Raw genomic sequence first — 17,765 nt, forward strand, 5'->3', positions numbered from 1 at the left:
ACTATGGCCGATCTCATCGAACGTATCGTTATTGGCTACGGTTCGGAATCGGGCAATGCCCGGGCGCTGGCACTGCGCCTGGGCGAGCAGCCTTTTCTGCACCCCTTCGCTCCGCAGGTTCTGGAGCTTAACCATCTCTTTCAGGCAGAGCCGCGTTCCGGCGATTTGCTGCTGATCGTCTCCAGCTCGTTTGGCGATGGCGAACCTCCGGCCAACGCGGAACAGTTTATTGACCAGCTGCAACACTATGCGGGGGCTGACGGCCTGCACTACGCTATTTTTGGCCTTGGCGATACCGCCTATCCCAACTTTTGTGGCTTCACCAAAACGCTTGATGCGGCACTGGCGGAGCATGGGGCACGTAGCGTCATTAACCGTGTGGATGCCGATGCCGCGTTTGACGGCTTTTTCTCCCAGTGGCTGGCGGTGCTGGAAAAAGTGCTTAACGGCGATGAACAGGCGGGGCGCGATCTGCACCTGCAGGTAACCGCCTGGAGTGAAGATAACGCCTTTGCTGCGCCGGTCGTTGAACGCCGTCGACTCAGCGCCGAAGCACCCTACGCGTGGCATATCCGCCTGAATATTACCGATAGCGGCATCCACTACCGCGCCGGGGATACGCTCTATCTCCAGCCGGAAAATGATGCCGATCTACTGGCAGCCCTCAGCAACTGGCTTGGCCGCAGCGACGCTGCCGACGCCCTGCGCCGCCGGGAACTGCGGCAGATAAGCAAAACCACGCTGCGCGAGCTGGCGAAGCTCTCCGCTAGCGATGAGCTAAAGGCACTGCTGAAAATCAGCCAGCGCAAAACGCTGGAGGCATACCTTTACGGCGCTGACCTGCTTGATGTGCTCGAAGATTTCTGCACGCCGCAGTCGGTGACGCTGGACGCGCTGCTGGAGCTGCTGCCTGGCTGCCTGCCGCGCGCTTACTCTATCGCCTCCCGCCCCGATACGGAGATCGTCGATCTGTGCGTGCGTGAAGTGTGCTATGAACGCCGCAACCGGGGGCGCAAGGGTGTGGCAACCGGCTGGCTGCTGGGTGACAACGGTGCGATGCGCATATTCAGCCGTGCAAACCCGGGGTTCTGGTTACCGAAGGACGAAAGTGCGCCGCTGCTGCTGATCGGCACCGGCACCGGTATCGCGCCGCTGATCGGGCTGCTACGCGAGCAGGCAACGGAGAGCGCGACGACGCGTGAAACCTGCCTGATCTTCGGTGAAAAGCGCCGGGAGGGGGATTTCCTCTATCAGAGCGAGCTGGAGGAGCTTGAGCAGCAGGGCACTATCGGCCAGCTGATTACCGCCTTCTCGCGCGACGGGGCCAGCAAATACTACGTGCAGGATGCGATAGCAGAGCATGCTGAGTACATCAGCGCGATGCTACAGCGCGGCGCGCACGTTTATCTGTGCGGCAACAAGCAGCATCTGGAAGGCGCGGTAGAAGATGCGCTGACGGCGGTATGTGGATTAGAAGGTCAGGGCGAAGAGACGCTGTGGCAGCAGCTTGCGCAGCAGGGGCGGCTGCATCTGGAGCTTTACTAATCCGTCAGGTTAGTCGCAGATGTTCGCTTCAGTCACTTTTTTGGAGCGAACATCATTCGTTGTCGCCGACCTGCGCAGGTAAACCCTTTGCCATCAGAGGGTCAGTTCGACTGATGGCGCGGCAAGCCCCGCCATTAAATCACCGCAATCTGCAACTTTGCCAGCGCCTGGCTCATCTTGTCATTCAGGCTCTCTTCCACAATCAGCGTACTGGCTAACTCAAGGCCGCCGATCACAAAGGCCGAGGCGGAATTCAGCTTTTCCGGTGATGCCATCACCACGGTTTCGGCGGCGCGTTCTGAAAGTGCGCGCTTCACGCAGGATTCTTCATAGTTTGCGGTGGTAAATCCGGCAGTGGGATGAATGCCCGTCACGCCCATAAAGAACAGGTCGGCATGAATGCGCTGGATGGATTCGATCATCGCCGCGCCGACCGTCACCAGCGAGTGCTTGTATAACTGGCCGCCAATCAGAATCACCTCGGCCAGCGGATGATCGACCATGCTGACCGCAATGCTCGGGCTGTGGGTGACCAGCGTAAACGGCAGCGTTTTCGGGATCAGCCGGACCATTTCTCCAGTAGTGGTGCCCCCGTCCACGATTACCACGTTGCCCGGCTTAATCAGTGCCGCTGCTTTCTGAGCGATAATCTTTTTTGCCTGAGTTTGCACGTTTTTGCGCGTTTCATAGGGCGCGATGGCTGTTGAAACCGCCAGCGCGCCGCCGTGCACTCGCTGAAGTTTCCCCTCGGCGGCCAGTTCCCGGAGATCGCGGCGGATAGAGTCTTCAGAGATGGCGGGGAAATTCAGGATGCGAAAACCATCATGCTGATTCAGCATCTGGCGCTGAATTCGGTATTGGCTCAGGGCGGCGACAGGGCTGGATAATGCTGTAGGTAAGTGGGTAAGAAATTTGCGCAGCGCGAAGCGGATGTTATGTTATTTCATAACCAATCAGGTTAATCTCCAGTTTTTAAACTAAAACCGTTTCACCCAAGGCCCGCGGTCGTTAAGACAGCCCGACAGTGCCCGGAATGTTCATTAGGGGTTCAGATGAAAATCAGTAAAATTATTGCGCTCTCTCTGACGATGGCCTCAGCCCAGGCGCTGGCCTTTCAGGCGAAAGAGACTCAAATTTCCGCTCCGTCGCAGGATCAGTTAAAAACCGCTGAAAATGTGCTTATCGGCAACGTCTATAACCCGCACGGGGTGCGAGGGCAGGCCAGTGCCTTTGCCACCTGCGCCGCCGTCCCGGTCGCCGGATGCGGCTGCCCGTTCTGCACCCAGCTGCGCAGCCGGGCATAAACCGCAAGCCACGCCGCCGGGGCCTGTTCCGGCGGCGGTGCTTTTACCTGTTAATGCGTGTGTTCGTGGCTATGAGCGTGCTCATGGCTGTGACCCTGTTCATCGTGCGCGTGCCCGCCGCCGTGAACTTTGCCCGATCCGCCCACCGCCACGATATTAAACGGCTGTCCTGCCACCGCGATCTCGCCGGTTTCTTTAAACGCCACCGCATCCAGCACGTGGATTTTGCTTTTCAGCGGATCGGTCACGAAGATTTTGCTGTCCGCCACGGCAATGCGCGGGCGCGGATCGTTCCAGTGGCCGTCCATTGAGTAGGGTTCGGTGACCTTCACCGACTGGGTAATCTGCCCCTTCAGCACGTCAATCTGATTCAGCTTGCCGTCTTCTGTAAACACGTAGGCGAATTTCGGCCGCACCGGGTCAACGGTAAAATGCACGCGGCGGGTTGGCAGCTGGATCAACCGGAAGCTGTCCGCTTCTGTCGGGTCAATCAGCACCAGGCGGTCCGGGCCGTAGTTGCCAATAAAGTACTGCATGCCCTTACCGCCAATCAGCGTGGAGGTGCTGCCTTCCGGCAGTGATTTTGCGTAAGGCAGATGCTTAATCACCGGCGCATCGTCATTTTGCGTGATAAGCAGCAGGCCGGTAGCGCAGGAGAGGGCATAGATATTGCCCGAACCGGCAGAACCGTGTAGTCCCGGGCAGGCAGCATCTTCGCCGACTTTATTTCCTTTCAGGTCAACCACCCGCGCGCCGATGGGGCGCTTAGTAGCATCTTCAGGATTCGGAATAGAAACCACCGCGAAACCATCGTACGGCACCGCGACGCCGTGATGCGCGGCTACAACACTCACTTTGGCCGCATCATTTTTGCCCGCCAGTACCGCATGCTCGGTCAGCAGCTGCGCGCTATTTTCACCATCAAACCACTGCGCAACCTTGCCCTGGCGCTCCACAAAGTGGCCGGGTTTTTTGCCGTCCAGCTCCACCTTCAGCAGCTTCGCATCGTCGATATCGATATCGGCATGATCGCCGTGATCGTGGAAGGCAATGCCGGAAGAGATCGTCGACACCACGTTGGCGCTGCCCTGAATCGCAAATACCACCGCGCCGCTCTCGGTGCGCGAAAGGCTGGCCGGGCCTTTCACGTTAAGCGTCGCCAGCTTATCGCCGTCCAGCGCATCAATCACATTGATCGTTGGTTTATCGTGGTCGGCGACAAACAGCCGCCAGGCGTTAACGTCCTCTTCAGCCTGTGCGGAACCCGCCGCGAAGCCTAGCAGCAGCGCGGAAATCGCCGCTGATAAAATACGTTTTTTCATGCTTATCTCCATCTTTAACTATTTCCCAGAATAATGAGTCGGTTACTTTTTCCCGATGGCGGCGGCCGCAAGCGTTGTAGCGTTATGCTCCATCATGGCGAGATAGGTGGCGGCGGGGCCGTCTTCGGCGGACAGTGCATCGGAGTAAAGCGTTCCGGCAACGTGCAGCCCGGCTTCGCTGGCGATCTGCTGTACCAGCCGCGGATTAGAAATGTTCTCAGCGAAAATGGCGGAGGCGCGGCGGGTTTTTATCTCCCTTAAAATTCCGGCGACGTCCGCCGCCGAGGCTTCAGACTCCGTGGATACGCCCTGCGGCGAAAGGAAATGGATGCCGTAAGCCTCTTCGAAATAGCGGAAGGCATGATGCCCGACGACCACGGTGCGCTCCTCCGGCGGCATCTGCTGAATTGCGGCGGTGATTCTGCCGTCCAGCACGTTCAGTTTTTCCGCGTAGCGGTGGGCGTTCTGCTGATAAAACGCGCAGTTATCCTTATCCGTCGCGCAGAACGCTTCGGTAATATTCTTCACGTAAATTTTCGCATTGGCGACGGACTGCCAGGCGTGCGGATCGAACGGAGCGGCATGGAACACCGCCTTGCCGTTGTTAAAGTGATAATGCCCACCTGCCGGATCGCGCAGGATCGTGGCGTCATTGGTCGTTTCAACAACCGGCGCGGTGCTCTCGCTGGAGCGGATCAGCCTTGTCATAAAGCCTTCCAGCTTCAGGCCGTTAATCAGAATCACATCGGCTTTTGCCATCGCGATTGCGTCGGCGGGGGACGGTTCATAGACGTGCGCATCGCCGTTTGGTCCAACGATCGTGCGCAGCGTAATGCGGTCTTCACCAATATTTTTCGCCATATCGCCAATAATTGAGAAGCTGGCGATCACATTAATTTTGGCGTTTGCCTGCGCGGCAGCAAACAGCGACAGCATGAATGCCATCACCAGCGATAACGCGGGCAGGCCGGGCTTCTTCATCACATCACTCTCCTGATTTTATCCCTGGCGGAAAGCCATAAAGGCATACAAAAATTTACACAATGAAACGTTATAACATAACACTTGATGATGCAAACGATTATTGATTCCGAGGTTTGGTTAAGAAAGTGAGTGAACAGCCGCTCTCAAGCGAGGCGTTGAAGGGTGTGGATCTGGGGAAGCGTCAAAGACAAAATATAGCTAAAAAAGATAGGCCGGGGCCATCAATTTGCAGCCTACTGACCGGGGATAAGCAGTTCCTGCCAGGAAGGGGTTCAGAGAAATTAATCAGATAATACAAGAATCTACTAATACATTCTGAGAAAAAATTACAGCATACTACGCCACGGTGCTTGAGGCCTTTTGTCTGGTCTCATGCGAATGCGACGGAGACAAAAAGCAGAAAGCCCCGAAGGTAATTTTTCAATCACCAACGAGGCCTACTGATCGTCCGAACAACGTGACTGTAGCCTCTTACCCGTCGAAAGACAAGGAGTACGGCTATGAGATTGCCACCCGCTGTTATTATCGTGTGTTTGCTAATCATCTGCATGACACTGTTAATATTTACCTGGCTGACACGCGAAACGCTCTGCGAATTGCGCTGGAAGGAGGCAGATCGGGAGGTTGCTGCATTATTCATGGCTTACGAATCCGGTAAGTAGCAACCCGCGCGGGGGAATCATTCCCCCGCTAACGGGCTTATCACTCGTTGTGACGACGTCCAAAAGCACTGTCTACGGGGTTATCAGTTAGCGCTGATAACCCCGTCCTTTTCATCACGAGCCGCTTTTAAACGTGCCCTTAACCCCGTGCGGTTCCGAACGCAGATACTGCGGCGGCACGCTGACCTGGCCTTTAAGCGCGGCCGCAGCATGCCAAGGCCAGCGCGGGTTATAAAGAATGCCGCGCGCCAGCGCCACCAGATCGGCATCGCCATTGGTCAGCGCCGCTTCGGCCTGATGCGGATCGGTGATCAGCCCCACGCCAATGACCGGAATGCCGACCTGCTGACGGATGTCGCGTGCGAACGGCAGCTGATAGCCATCCCGCACGGTAATCGCCTGCGCGGTGGACAGCCCGCCGCTGGAAATATGCAGATAGTCACAGTTCAGCGCTTCCAGTTCGCGGCTGAAAGCAATCGACTGCGCCACATCCCAGCCGCCCTCCACCCAGTCGGTGGCCGACAGGCGCGCACCTACCGCCACCGATGCCGGCACGGCCTCACGCACCGCGCGGAAAACCTCCAGAGGATAACGCAGGCGATTCTCCAGCGATCCCCCGTACTCATCTTCGCGCTGGTTGCTGAGCGGTGAGAGGAACTGATGCAGCAGATAGCCGTGCGCCGCGTGCAGCTCAATCAGCTCGAAGCCCAGCCGCACCGCGCGCTCGGCGCTATCGACAAACGCCTGCTTGAGTTCGCCAAGTTCCTCTTTGGTCAGTGCATGAGGAGGTGCATCGCCTTCGGCAAAGCGGGCCGCCGACGGCGCAACGGTTTGCCATCCACCTTGTTCAGCTGCCAGCTGGTGGCCACCGTTCCAGGGTGCGGCGCAGGAGGCTTTACGCCCCGCGTGGCCCAGCTGGATGCCGAGGCGGATCGGCGAATAGATGCGGATATCGCGCACCACCTCGGCCAGCGCCGCTTCGGTTGAATCATCCCACAGCCCTAAATCGGCAGGAGAAATGCGGCCTGCCGGTTCAACGGCGGTGGCCTCTACAATCAGCAATCCGGCGCCGGAAAGGGCTAAATGCCCAAGATGAATGCGGTGCCAGGCGGTGGCGTGGCCGTTATCGGCAGAATACTGGCACATCGGCGCAATCACGATGCGGTTGTCCAGCGCCAGCTGGCCGATCTGGACGGGGCTGAATAGTTGACTCATAACACTCTCCGTTGCAAAAGTTAAAATATACGCCGCTCAGCGCAAAGCGATACCCGACAGCAATGTTGTTTTACGCTTTGCGTAAAGCAACACGCAACAGCGCAGCCGTCAAACCTTCAGTGTTTTGGCTCGCGCGATAGCGTAGGGTATGCCCTCAGTGCGAAGCCACGCCCAGGAGCGACGCCGTTTCACCCGCCACGCGAAACCCTTCCCGTTCGGTACGCAGCCGCTGCTGGCGGCGGCGTTCGCCGGGCAGACGCAGATCGGGATCGCTGTGCAGGTGCTTTACCAGGCTGGCGATGCGTTCCGCAAACGGCGTGGCGGTACTGAACGCCGGATCGATAACGATTATCGTCTGCCCGGCGTTGGAGCTGGCCGCGCCGGGATAATCCGCTGAGCGATCCTCAAAGCCGAAACGCCCGCCGGTCAGCGCGGCGGCCATCACTTCCACCATCAGCGCAATCCCCGAACCTTTGTGGCCGCCGAAGGGCAGCAGCGTGCCGCCGTGCAGCACCGCAGCGGGATCGGTGGTTGGCTGGCCGGATTGATCCAGCCCCGTGCCTTCCGGCAACGGTACGCCGCGCAGTGTATGCTGCTTGACCTCGCCTAGCGACATCGTGCTGGAGGCCTGATCCCAGCCCAGCACGCCGCCGTTGCCATCGGGAAAGGCAAAGGCCATGGCGTTGGTGCCGACCAGCGGCCCCGGTGAACCGTACAGCGCCAGGCGCGGGCGCGAATTGACAAAGTTTAGTGCAACATAGCCACGACCGGCATACTCCTCGATATCGGTCCACAGCGCGCCAATATGGTGGGCATTGCGAATGCTCAGCAGAGCGATACCGTAACGGGACAGCCGTTCAAGCACCGCCTGCCGCGCCAGCTGTGCGGCGGCCTGGGTAAAACCATTGCCGCCGTCCGCCTGCACAAACGGCGAAGGCTGCGCGTCAATCACCGGTTGCGCATTGGCAGTAATCCATCCCGCCTTTATCGAGGCCAGATAATCCGGCAGGCGCATCAGGCCGTGGCTCAGCGTGCCGTCGCGCTCGGCAATGGCAATACGCTGAGCCAGTATCCCGGCGATGGTGGAAGGAATACCTGCGGCGGCCAGTACCGCCTGTATACGTTCATGCAGCTGTTCAAAAGAGAGAGTCACGCTCATTGGGTGCTCCTTTTATTCGTCGGTAAAGCGGCGCAGGCTGAACGGTGACTGCGCGGCAGAATCATCAGCGCTGGCGAACAGATCGCTCACCCGGCGCGCGGTCGCCGGCGCGCCGGACATGCCGTAATGGCCGTGGCCGAAGGCGCAAATCAGGTTCGCGGCGGCGGGATGGCGATCGATGTAGGGCAGCGAGTCCGGCGTTGACGGTCGATGCCCGTACCACTGCGAAAGGCGTACCCGGGGATAGCGCGGAAAGCGCTGGCGAAAATAGCGCTCCAGCCGGTCATAGCAGTCGCGACGGGCGGGGCTGCCCGGATGCGCGTATTCGGCAAAGCCGCTGACCCGAATGCCGCCGGACATTTCCGTTATCACGCACTTATGGCTGGCGTCGTGCAGTACGCAGGGCGTCAGGCCGTCCTGGGGCGAGTCATTGAACAGCGGGCGACTGCGTTCCAGCATAATGTGATAGCCGCGCTCGGCGATCAGCGGAACGTGCAGATTACCGGCGGGCAACAGGGAAGAGGACGCATGGCCCGCCGCCAGAACGTAATGCTGCGCGCTTAGCCTGCCTCCGTCGCCAGTCACGCTGTGGATAAGGCCATCGTTCAGCACAAGGCGTTCGGCGCGATAGCGCTGCCAGCGGCCTCCGGCGGCGATAAAATGCTGCCGTAGCGTCTCCAGCAGCGCGGCCGGATCCCGCACGGCAGCGGTGTGGTCAACGGCGGTAAAAATACTGCCATCTGCATCCAGCTCCGTGAAACAGCGGGAAATCGTTGCAGGGGATAGAATTCGTGTTGCCACGCCAACCTGCGCCCGCAGCCGGATCGCCAGCGAAGTCATCACCGCTTCCGCGCTGGTGGATTGATGGCGCGAAACGGTGCTACCGGGCCGAAGCAGACGCGTCCAGGCCTCTTCATCCAGCAGTTCACGCCAGCCCTCAATGGCCTGATGATGCAGGGCGTGCAGGCCATCGCGACTGTGCAGCATCTGGGCTTCGTTAGCCATCTTCAGGCTAATGCGCAGCCAACGCAGGGCGGCGGGCAGCGCGTGCGGCCGGACGATCACGCTCTTCCTGTCGCCGAACAGCAGGGCAGGCAGCTGTCGCCAGAAGCCGGGCGTCGCCATGGGCACCACCGCATTCGGCCCGGCCATCCCCGCATTGCCAAACGACGCGCCCGCGCCGGGGCGCTCGGCATCCAGCAGCAGCACCGAATGCCCCTCGCGCTGCAGTCGGAGTGCGGTGGCGCAGCCAATCACCCCGGAGCCAATCACGATGCAGTCCGCCATGTGACTCATGCTACCGGCAGGGTAAAGGTGGTGTGGCTGGCGAGAAAGCGCTGGGTATGCGGCAGAGAAGGGCGCAGCAGGATCTCATCCGGCGTACCCTGCTCGTAGATCTTACCGTCGCGCAGAAAGACGATGCGGTCGGCAACGTGCCAGGCAAAACCCAGCTCGTGGGTGACAATTGCCATCGTCATGCCCTCATCGCGCAGCCCCTTGATGGTGTTCAGCACCTCACCGACCAGCTCCGGATCCAGCGCCGAGGTCGCCTCGTCAAACAGCATCAGCTCCGGCTTCATCGCCAGCGCCCGCGCAATCGCCACGCGCTGCTGCTGCCCGCCGGAGAGCTGGGTCGGCAGAGACGCGGCTTTATCCGCCAGACCGACCTTAGCCAGATAATGTTCTGCGATGCTTTTCGCCTCGCTGGCGCTGCGGCGCAGAATATGCGTCTGCGCCACGGTGATATTGCGCTCCACGGTCAGGTGCGGGAACAGGTTAAACTGCTGGAATACCATGCCGGTTTTCTCGCGCAGCGCCTGCAAATCGCGGTCGTCGTAGCGCCGTGCACCGTCGCGCGCGGGCTTACCCAGCGGCTGGCCGTTGAGAATAATTTCGCCGCGATCGGGCGTTTCCAGCAGATTCATGCAGCGCAGCAGGGTACTTTTACCGGAGCCGCTGGCCCCGAGGATCACCACTACTTCCCCTTTTTCGATGTGCAGATCGATGCCACGCAGCACCGGCTGCCCGCCGAACGATTTTTGGATATTGCGTAATTCAATCATAACGACCTCGATTTGGCGGGGACATAGCGGGCCTCAATCAGCCACGCCAGCGCGCTTAACAGCAGGATAAACACCATAATAATTCCCGCTACGGCCGTATAAGTTTCGACCGGGCGGTATTCGCTGTCGCTGATCATCCGTGCCTGGCTCAGCAGCTCAGGGAAGGCGATAGTCGCCGCTACCGCGCTGATTTTGACGATCTCAATCACCTCGTTAACCAGCGCGGGCAGGCTGTGGCGCAGCGCCTGCGGCAGCATCAGCACCGCAAACGCCCGGCGACGGGAAAAGCCCAGCATGCTGGCGGCTTCCCATTGCCCGGCAGGCAGTTTTTGCAGGCTGCCGCGCAAAATCTCGCAGAAGTAGGCGGCGGTATACAGGCTGAACGCCAGCCAGGCGGTCAGAAAGCGGCTCACCTGCATCCCGGTATACAGCGGCAGGGCGTAGAAAAACCAGAACAGCACGATCAGCGCGGGCAGATTGCGCAGCAGATTGACGTAGATCTGCCCCACGGCGCGAACGGCCGGGCGCGGTGAAAGGCGCAGCAGCGCCAGCAGGGTGCCGAGTAGAAAACCGCTAACCATAATCGCCAGCGACAGCTGCACGGTGTTGAGTAATCCTTCCCACAGCACCGCGCGGTAGTTCAGCAGGAAATGAAAATTCAGGTTGTAGTTCATCGGCGCGCCTCCTTCTGCCAGCGGCGTTCAAGCCCGCGCGCGGCCAGGCTGATCATCGCCAGCAGTACGAAGAACAACCCTCCGAGCAGGGTAAAGGTTTCCAGCGGGCGGAAGGTTTGCGACGAAATCCGCCCGGCGTTATACACCACTTCGCTGAAGCCGATCACCGACGCCAGGGTGGTGGTTTTGATCAGATCGATCAGCCTGTTCATAAAAGCGGGCATCACGTGGCGCAGCGCCTGCGGCAGCACAATCAGCCGAAAGCGCGCCCAGCCACGCATATTCAGCGCGGCGGCGGCTTCCCACTGGCCGCGATCGACGCCCTGAATCCCGGCACGAAACACCTCGCAGAAGAAGGCGGCGGCCTGCAGGCTGATGGCCAGCACGGCGGAGGTCAGCGGCGCGGGGCTGAAGGCAAACAGAATGGGGGCGGCAAAGAAAAACCAGTAAATCAGCACGATGGCCGGGGCGGAGCGGAAAAAGGCCACGTAAAGCCCGGCAAAAGCGCGGAGCAGCGCCGACGGCGACAGGCGCAGCACCGCCAGCAGCAGGCCGAGGGGAATGGCGGCCAACAGCGACCAGGCGACCAGCAGCAGCGTGCCCTCCAGCCCCTCCAGCAGCAGCGGCAGCAGCCGGAAAACCTGGGAGAAGTCCCATTGATAATGCATAACGTCCTCAGTGACTTCAGGCGAAGGGGGCGGGCGCTGAACGCCCGCCGGAAACAAAACGCATTACGCGGATTCGCGCTGCACCGGGATCACGCTTTTCGGATCGATGCCGCGGAACTTCAGGAAGGTTTCATAGAACTGCTGCGATTTTCCGGTGTAGTAGAAATAGCCCGCGCAGGTGTTCAGGTAGTTCAGCCAGCGGGAGTCGCTTTCCTGGCGCACCGCGATGCCTCCGGGAATATAGACCTTCGGCGCAGGCACCAGCGTTTTGCCGCTGCCGATGCGCGCGCGCGCCAGGTCGGCAGCCACGGCGGAAATCAGCCCGGCGTTAATGCGCCCGGCCTGGAAAGCGGCAAAAATTTCCGCACTGCTCTGGAAGCGGCTGATATTGGCCTTCGGCGCTTCCTTGGTGATGAACTCATCCCAGGTGGTGCCGAGTCCGACGCCGATAGTAAAGCTCGGGTCGTTGATCTGCTGCCAGTTTTCAATTTTGGCATCGTCCTTCGCCAGCAGCGCCAGCGGATACCACAGCAGCGGGGTGGGGATAAAGTTGACCGACAGCGCGCGGGCCGGGGTGGCATCCAGCAGCACGAAGGTATCAAACTGCCCGGTTTGCAGCCCGGCCACGGCGTTTGCCCAGGTGGTTTCCACAATCTCCAGCTGTACGTTCATCGCATCCGCCACCGCTTTGGCAAAGCTGATGCCCACACCACGCCAGGTCACGCCGTTGCTGACCACCGCGCCCGGCAGGTCCGAGCCGCTGCTGTCTTTAAAGTACCAGGGCTCCATCACCGGTGCGCCGATGCGCAGGGTTTTGGATTTCTGGATGCGGTCCCAGGTGCTGTCGCCGGGGTTTAGCGGCTGCGGGGCTGATTCGGCGGTGGCAATCAGCGGCAGGCTGGCGGCGGCGAAGGCCAGCGGCATGGCGGTAAGCAGTTCGCGACGGTTCATGAAGGTGTTCTCCTGGTGAAATAAAAAAAGTTAAACGCTGATTTTGCTGTAGATTTTTTTAACAAGCCCGGTACTGTGCCAGGCATTGCTGACGCCACGGTTGACCACCACGCCCTGGCCGGGGCCGTAGACGAAGGATTCCCCCAGCGCGTTGCTCAGTTCGATCTCTCCCTGCACCGGATACATCAGCTCGTAGTCGCCAAAGGCGGCCAGGCGACGGGTATAGGCCGTTGCCTGCCAGATGCCGACGCTGAATTTACCGTCGGCGCTGAGGTATAGCACGCGGCGATGCACCGTCGGGCGTTCGGCGGAGGTAATCAGATCGGCGGCAGGCCCTTCGATGGGATCCAGCTCCGCGTCGGCGTCCACTTTGAATGGTTGCGCAGTGGCATGACCGGCAGCGAGCGAAAACGGCGGCGCATCGCTATGACCGTCAGCAATTGCCTCCGGCTGATAGGCGGTAAACCACACTCGGGTGCCCGCCTCGTTGTGCAGTGCAAACTGCGCGCCGCGTGGGATCACCAGGCTCTCTTCGGCGGTAGCGATAATCTCATCGCCGTTGCTCAGCCTCAGCGTCAGCCGCCCGCCGATAACAATCAGCCACAGATCGGCAGCAAAAGCGTCGATCTGCAGAGAAACCTCGCGCAGCAGTGCGGTGCCGGAATAAACGCCGTGCTGCTCGTTTTTGCTGTAGTAAAAGGCGCGCTCGATCAGCAGATCGTCATCAAGCTGCGGTCGGCCATCAAGCCAGCTGCGGAAAATATCGCGGCGCTGCTCGTCGCGGTGGTAGGTAATAATCGGATACATAGCAATCTCTGGTGTTAAGGATGAAGTGAAGAAGGCTCACGGCCGTAGCGGGCATCGTTCAGACGATCCTCCAGCCGGTAGCGAGCGGTAAGGGAACTGACCAGCGGACGGTGGACGGCGTGGAACCAAAGCGGCCGGACGTCGGTCAGCGCATGCACCAGCCGATCTTCCTCTTCACCCCGCGCCAGCGCCGCGAGATCGCGCCCCATCAGCGTACCGATGGCGACGCCGCGCCCGCTGAAGCCGTAAGCGGCCAGCACGCCGGACGCCAGCCGGTGCAGTCGCGGATAGTGATCGACGGTCATATCCACCCAGCCCGCCCAGTGATGTTCCCAGTTCAGCGTGGTGAGCTGCGGGAACATCATTTGCAGGCGTTGGGTCGCAGCGTTAAGCCAGCCGCTGGCGTGATGGCGAAACAGCGGGCCGTCCAGACCCACATGCAGACGGCCATCGGGCCAGATACGCACCCCGGAGAACATCCGGCGGGTATCATTCAGCGGCTGGCCCCCGGGCAGGATCTGGCTGAGGATCTCCGGCGCCAGCGGCTGGCTGACGGCCTGATAGGCGCGCACCGGAATGATTTCGCGCTGGGTTTGTCGGCCCAGCAGATCGCCGGTAAACGCACCGGTAGCGAACACCACGTGATGCGCCGTTACGCTGCCGTGAGGCGTGGTAATGCGCCAGCCGCTGCCCGATTTTTGCACTGAGGTAAACGGCGACTGCGTATAAATGTTGGCACCTGCCTGCCCGGCGGCCCGCGCCAGCCCGCGCGCGTAGCCAAGGGGATTCAGCGCGCCGCCGCGTTCATCCAGCAGCGCGCAGCGATAGCGCTGGCTGCCGGTAAACTGCTGTGTTTCAGCGGCATCCAGCAGGCGAACCGGATAGCCGCGCCGCTGAAGATCCTGCGCCGTACTGCGCACCCACTGTTCCTTCGCGGGGTTATGCGCAGCGATAAGATTGCCGCTGCGCACCGCGTCGCAGCGGATGTCGTGCCGTTTAACCAGATTGAACACGACGTCCGGCGCGGTTTCGGCCGCGCGGTTAATACGCGCGGCTACCTCAGGCGGGAAATCCTTCTCTATTTGCGCAGGCATAAACTTGGCGGCAGCAGCCACCTGTCCCCAGGCGCGGCCAGAAGCACCCCAGCCGATTTCCCGCGCTTCCAGCAGCACGGTGCGTACGCCGCTTTCCGCCAGGCTCAGCGCACAGGAAAGGCCGGTAAAACCCCCGCCAATCACCACAGCGTCGGCATCAATGTCGCCACGCAGCTGCGGCCAGGCGATCGCCGGTTCAGCACGCTGGGAAAAATAAGCGGAGAGCGTTCCGGCGGTTTCTAAGAAATGTTTAGCAGATTGAGGCATGGGTTTTAACCGATCTAAAACCCAGACTATAGGGATTAACCGCGGGCAGCAGAAACGACAAACCCTGCTTTGCTTATGCAGCCAGCGAATTTGGCCTGGCGGACAGGCAATGTCGCTGCCGAGGGGGTAATAATGAAGACTATGCGGCTTTTATTCTCTGCCCTGGCGCGGGCTGAAGCGGAGAATAGCAAAATTTATTCGCTGTGCCGATTCGATTCAGCGCGTTGGGAATTAATTATTTAAAACCTCCATATTAACGATCAGGTAATTTATTTCAGAGTTGGTCGTTATTTTACGGGCATGTCTCATCGTACCACTTTGCGCATAAAATAATACTCATCACTAACTTATTGAATTATTACCGCAGATTTTAATGTTATTTTTACCCCTGTAAAAAGTGTCATTAAAATAAATGGTTCATGTATTGCATATAAAAGTGTGATCTACATCACGTATAAAGAATGCTAACGGTTATTGTCGTTGTTTTGTCAATTTTGGTAATGATATAACAAAAACCGCATAAGGGAGTGTAAGGAAATCTCCTTTGTCTATCAGGTCGTTGATCGGGTTTACAGACTGTGGCGGCACTTTCACGGCCTGCGTTACGAGATTTCCGAAAGCCGTAACATAAGAATAATTTGTTATTTTTATGTGAAATTAGCCCATAAAGAGTCTGTGGGCAACGTCAGTCACCTATAAGAATCAAAAACGGGTCATAGCAATGTCTGCGATCCGTGGCGTGGTATTAATTATTTTTTTCGTTACTGAAATTACCCTGATGATGATGGGTTTATTATTGCAAGGCAGTTGGCAACGCTATAATCATTATAATTTACACTGGAATGTACCGTGAGCAGATTCAGGTTTTTTAAAAGCCTTTACCTCATGGAGTATTACGATGAGATTTCATCGCAAAACTATCTTTGTCGCATTAAGCGCCGCGTCATTTATGGCAGGTGCGGCATCAACCGACAAAAAAACCGATAACGAAACCAAACCGGGCGAACTGCCCACCATTACCGTCACCGCAGAAAAAGTGGCTAAAGGCGAGCAGCAAACGCCAATCAGCATGTATACGCTGACGGATTTTGATATTGAACGACGCAAAATCGACAATATCTATGACGTTTCGACCTACATACCGAACTTCTACATGACCAAAGCGGGCAACACGTCTGATGCGGGATTCTTCACCATTCGCGGCCTGACGCCGGGCATGGAAGGCGAGCAGGCCGTGGGCTTCTTCGTTGATGGCGTATACAGCGCGCTGTTTGACGCCGAGCTGCTGGATGTTGACCGGGTCGAGGTGCTGCGCGGGCCGCAGGCCACGCTCTACGGGCGCAACACCGAGGCGGGCGTGCTTAACGTCATCACCAAAGATCCTGACACCGTGCCGGAATACAAAGTCGGCGTTTCCTACGGCAGCTACAACCGCACCCAGGCCGACGCGCTGGCGGGCGGCGCGATCGGTGACAGCGAAGACTGGTCATACCGTACCGCGCTGAAATACGTCTACGGTGACGGCTACTTCAAACGGGAATCCGACGGCGCGAAAGATGTTGATCGCATCCGTGATTTCTATGGTCGCGTGAAGCTGCGCTGGCAGCCGATGGACGGCAACTGGGACGTGATCTCCACCTTTGAGTCGCAGAACAAGCGCGACGGCAACTCGCCGTTCGTTAACTGGAACGACATCAAAAGCGGCCGCAAATACGTGAAGTCCGATTACGGCGGCCAGGCCGACGTGGACGTGTGGAAAGCGCAGATGAAGGCGGTCTACTCGTGGGATACCATCGACTTCACCTCGATCAGCGCCTACAACCACGACAAAAAAATCGACAACGAGGACCTCGACTTCACCGACGTTGACGAAGCCAAACTGTTGATGGATCGCGAAACGCGCTACTTCTCGCAGGAGTTCCGCCTGAACTCGACCGATCAGGGTCCGTTTAACTGGCTGCTGGGTACCTACTTCCTGCACCAGGACGATAACAACACCATCGCCTATCGCTACAACTCCTACGACTACTTCCAGTCGGGCAACACGCAGATCAAAACCGACAACTACGCGGTGTTTGGTAATGCGGGCTACTACGTACTGGATAATGTCGAGCTGGTCGCCGGCGTGCGCTACGACTACGACAAAAAGCGTCTGCACTACACCTCAACCGGCACCATGATGGGCTACCCGACCGGCGACGGCGAAGACAACAACGATCGTTCGTTCGATGCCTGGCTGCCAAAAGCGGGTGTTAACTGGTACGTCACGCCGGAAGCAATGCTGTACGCCAGCATCTCCAAAGGCTACAAGAGCGGCGGCTTTAACACCCTCGGCCCGAACATGGCCCGCTCCTACGACGCCGAACACACCACCAACTATGAAGTGGGCCTGAAATCAGACTGGTTCGATCATAGCGTTCGCTGGAACACCGCGCTGTTCTGGATCGATATGAAAAACCAGCAGACCGAAGTCACCTTCTACCCGGACTCCTACACCGCCAACAGCGGTAAGTCGGTCAGCCGAGGGATTGAAAGTGATTTAACCTGGCAGGTGACTGACGCGCTGCGCCTGGCGGCCAACGCGGGTTACACCGATGCCAAATTTAAAGACTTCCCGACCGAAGTCGATAACGGTACCGGCACCTACGTCTCCACCAACTACAAGGATAAGCGTCCGGCGAATGCGCCAGCCTATAACTACGGCTTCAGCGCGGACTACAACTTCGACAACGGCTTCTTTGTGCGCACCGACTATAACGTCACCGGCAGCATCTACTTCGATAACGCCAACACCAAAAAACAGTCGGCGTACGGCCTGCTTAACCTGTTCGCGGGTTATACCACCAACGAGTACGACATCACGGCCTACGTGAAAAACGTCACCAACGAAACCTACGTCACCCGTGCATTCAACATGAACGGCGACTGGTATGCCCGCGCAGGCGAACCGGTCAACTTCGGCGTCAGCGTTAACTACAAGTTCTGATTTATCCGGAACCTCAGGTGGCTGCGTGCAGCCACCTTTTCTGGCCGTTTTTTGCGGCCGGCAT

Annotated in this window: 16 protein-coding genes; 4 read left to right on the forward strand and 12 right to left on the reverse strand. The window is 58.8% G+C overall.

From position 1 onward, the window contains the following. Positions 1-3 precede the first annotated feature (3 nt). Complete coding sequence (locus EC836_RS11340) at positions 4-1,545, forward strand: sulfite reductase flavoprotein subunit alpha (RefSeq protein ID WP_123333044.1); 1,542 nt, start codon at positions 4-6, stop codon at positions 1,543-1,545. Positions 1,546-1,679: 134 nt separating this feature from the next. On the opposite strand, the gene EC836_RS11345 is transcribed toward EC836_RS11340, so the two are convergent. After that, positions 1,680-2,384 carry a DeoR/GlpR family DNA-binding transcription regulator gene (locus EC836_RS11345; protein ID WP_123333046.1) on the reverse strand — a complete coding sequence of 235 codons (705 nt, stop codon included), beginning with the start codon at positions 2,382-2,384 and terminating at the stop codon, positions 1,680-1,682. Positions 2,385-2,597: 213 nt separating this feature from the next. On the opposite strand from EC836_RS11345, the gene EC836_RS11350 reads away from it, so the two are divergent. After that, a complete protein-coding gene (locus EC836_RS11350) occupies positions 2,598-2,849 on the forward strand; it encodes a hypothetical protein (RefSeq protein ID WP_123333048.1) in 252 nt (83 codons plus the stop codon). A gap of 50 nt (positions 2,850-2,899) precedes the next feature. On the opposite strand, the gene aztD is transcribed toward EC836_RS11350, so the two are convergent. Then, complete coding sequence (aztD, locus tag EC836_RS11355; RefSeq protein ID WP_123333050.1) at positions 2,900-4,171, reverse strand: zinc metallochaperone AztD; 1,272 nt, start codon at positions 4,169-4,171, stop codon at positions 2,900-2,902. 42 nt (positions 4,172-4,213) lie between these two features. After that, the gene (gene aztC, locus EC836_RS11360) at positions 4,214-5,152 is read right to left on the reverse strand and encodes a zinc ABC transporter substrate-binding protein AztC (protein WP_123333052.1); all 939 of its coding nucleotides are present in this window, start codon (positions 5,150-5,152) and stop codon (positions 4,214-4,216) included. Positions 5,153-5,655: 503 nt separating this feature from the next. Between aztC and EC836_RS11365 the strand changes: the two genes are divergently transcribed. Then, positions 5,656-5,817, forward strand: a complete 162-nt coding sequence (locus EC836_RS11365) for a type I toxin-antitoxin system Hok family toxin (RefSeq protein ID WP_123333054.1) — start codon at positions 5,656-5,658, stop codon at positions 5,815-5,817. Between the two features lie 114 nt (positions 5,818-5,931). Here the strand turns inward: EC836_RS11365 and EC836_RS11370 are convergent, their stop codons facing one another. The 9 genes from EC836_RS11370 to EC836_RS11410 form a co-directional block, all read right to left on the reverse strand. Further along, on the reverse strand, positions 5,932-7,032 hold the full coding sequence (locus tag EC836_RS11370) for an NADH:flavin oxidoreductase/NADH oxidase (protein WP_123333056.1): 1,101 nt from the start codon (positions 7,030-7,032) through the stop codon (positions 5,932-5,934). 154 nt (positions 7,033-7,186) lie between these two features. Continuing rightward, positions 7,187-8,191, reverse strand: a complete 1,005-nt coding sequence (locus tag EC836_RS11375; RefSeq protein WP_123333058.1) for an Ldh family oxidoreductase — start codon at positions 8,189-8,191, stop codon at positions 7,187-7,189. A gap of 12 nt (positions 8,192-8,203) precedes the next feature. After that, positions 8,204-9,487 carry an FAD-binding oxidoreductase gene (locus EC836_RS11380; protein WP_123333061.1) on the reverse strand — a complete coding sequence of 428 codons (1,284 nt, stop codon included), beginning with the start codon at positions 9,485-9,487 and terminating at the stop codon, positions 8,204-8,206. After that, positions 9,484-10,254, reverse strand: coding sequence for an amino acid ABC transporter ATP-binding protein (locus EC836_RS11385; protein ID WP_123333063.1), 771 nt, complete (start codon positions 10,252-10,254; stop codon positions 9,484-9,486). Before EC836_RS11385 ends, EC836_RS11380 begins: the two co-directional genes overlap by 4 nt. Next, a complete protein-coding gene (locus tag EC836_RS11390) occupies positions 10,251-10,928 on the reverse strand; it encodes an amino acid ABC transporter permease (RefSeq protein ID WP_123333065.1) in 678 nt (225 codons plus the stop codon). The genes EC836_RS11385 and EC836_RS11390 overlap by 4 nt, the downstream gene beginning before the upstream one ends. Continuing rightward, complete coding sequence (locus EC836_RS11395; protein ID WP_123333067.1) at positions 10,925-11,596, reverse strand: amino acid ABC transporter permease; 672 nt, start codon at positions 11,594-11,596, stop codon at positions 10,925-10,927. Before EC836_RS11395 ends, EC836_RS11390 begins: the two co-directional genes overlap by 4 nt. Before the next feature lie 63 nt (positions 11,597-11,659). Next, positions 11,660-12,547 (reverse strand): transporter substrate-binding domain-containing protein, encoded by an 888-nt coding sequence (locus tag EC836_RS11400; protein ID WP_123333069.1) that lies wholly within the window; start codon positions 12,545-12,547, stop codon positions 11,660-11,662. A 30-nt stretch (positions 12,548-12,577) separates the two neighbouring features. Then, entirely contained in the window at positions 12,578-13,354 is a 777-nt protein-coding gene (locus tag EC836_RS11405) for a cupin domain-containing protein (RefSeq protein WP_123333071.1), read from the reverse strand. A 14-nt stretch (positions 13,355-13,368) separates the two neighbouring features. Next, on the reverse strand, positions 13,369-14,715 hold the full coding sequence (locus EC836_RS11410) for an FAD-binding oxidoreductase (RefSeq protein WP_123333073.1): 1,347 nt from the start codon (positions 14,713-14,715) through the stop codon (positions 13,369-13,371). Between the two features lie 898 nt (positions 14,716-15,613). On the opposite strand from EC836_RS11410, the gene EC836_RS11415 reads away from it, so the two are divergent. Continuing rightward, complete coding sequence (locus EC836_RS11415; protein ID WP_123333075.1) at positions 15,614-17,701, forward strand: TonB-dependent receptor; 2,088 nt, start codon at positions 15,614-15,616, stop codon at positions 17,699-17,701. Positions 17,702-17,765: the final 64 nt, after the last annotated feature.

The sequence above is a fragment of the Erwinia sp. JUb26 genome, assembly GCF_003751505.1.
In the GTDB taxonomy this organism is placed as follows: Bacteria; Pseudomonadota; Gammaproteobacteria; order Enterobacterales; family Enterobacteriaceae; genus Erwinia.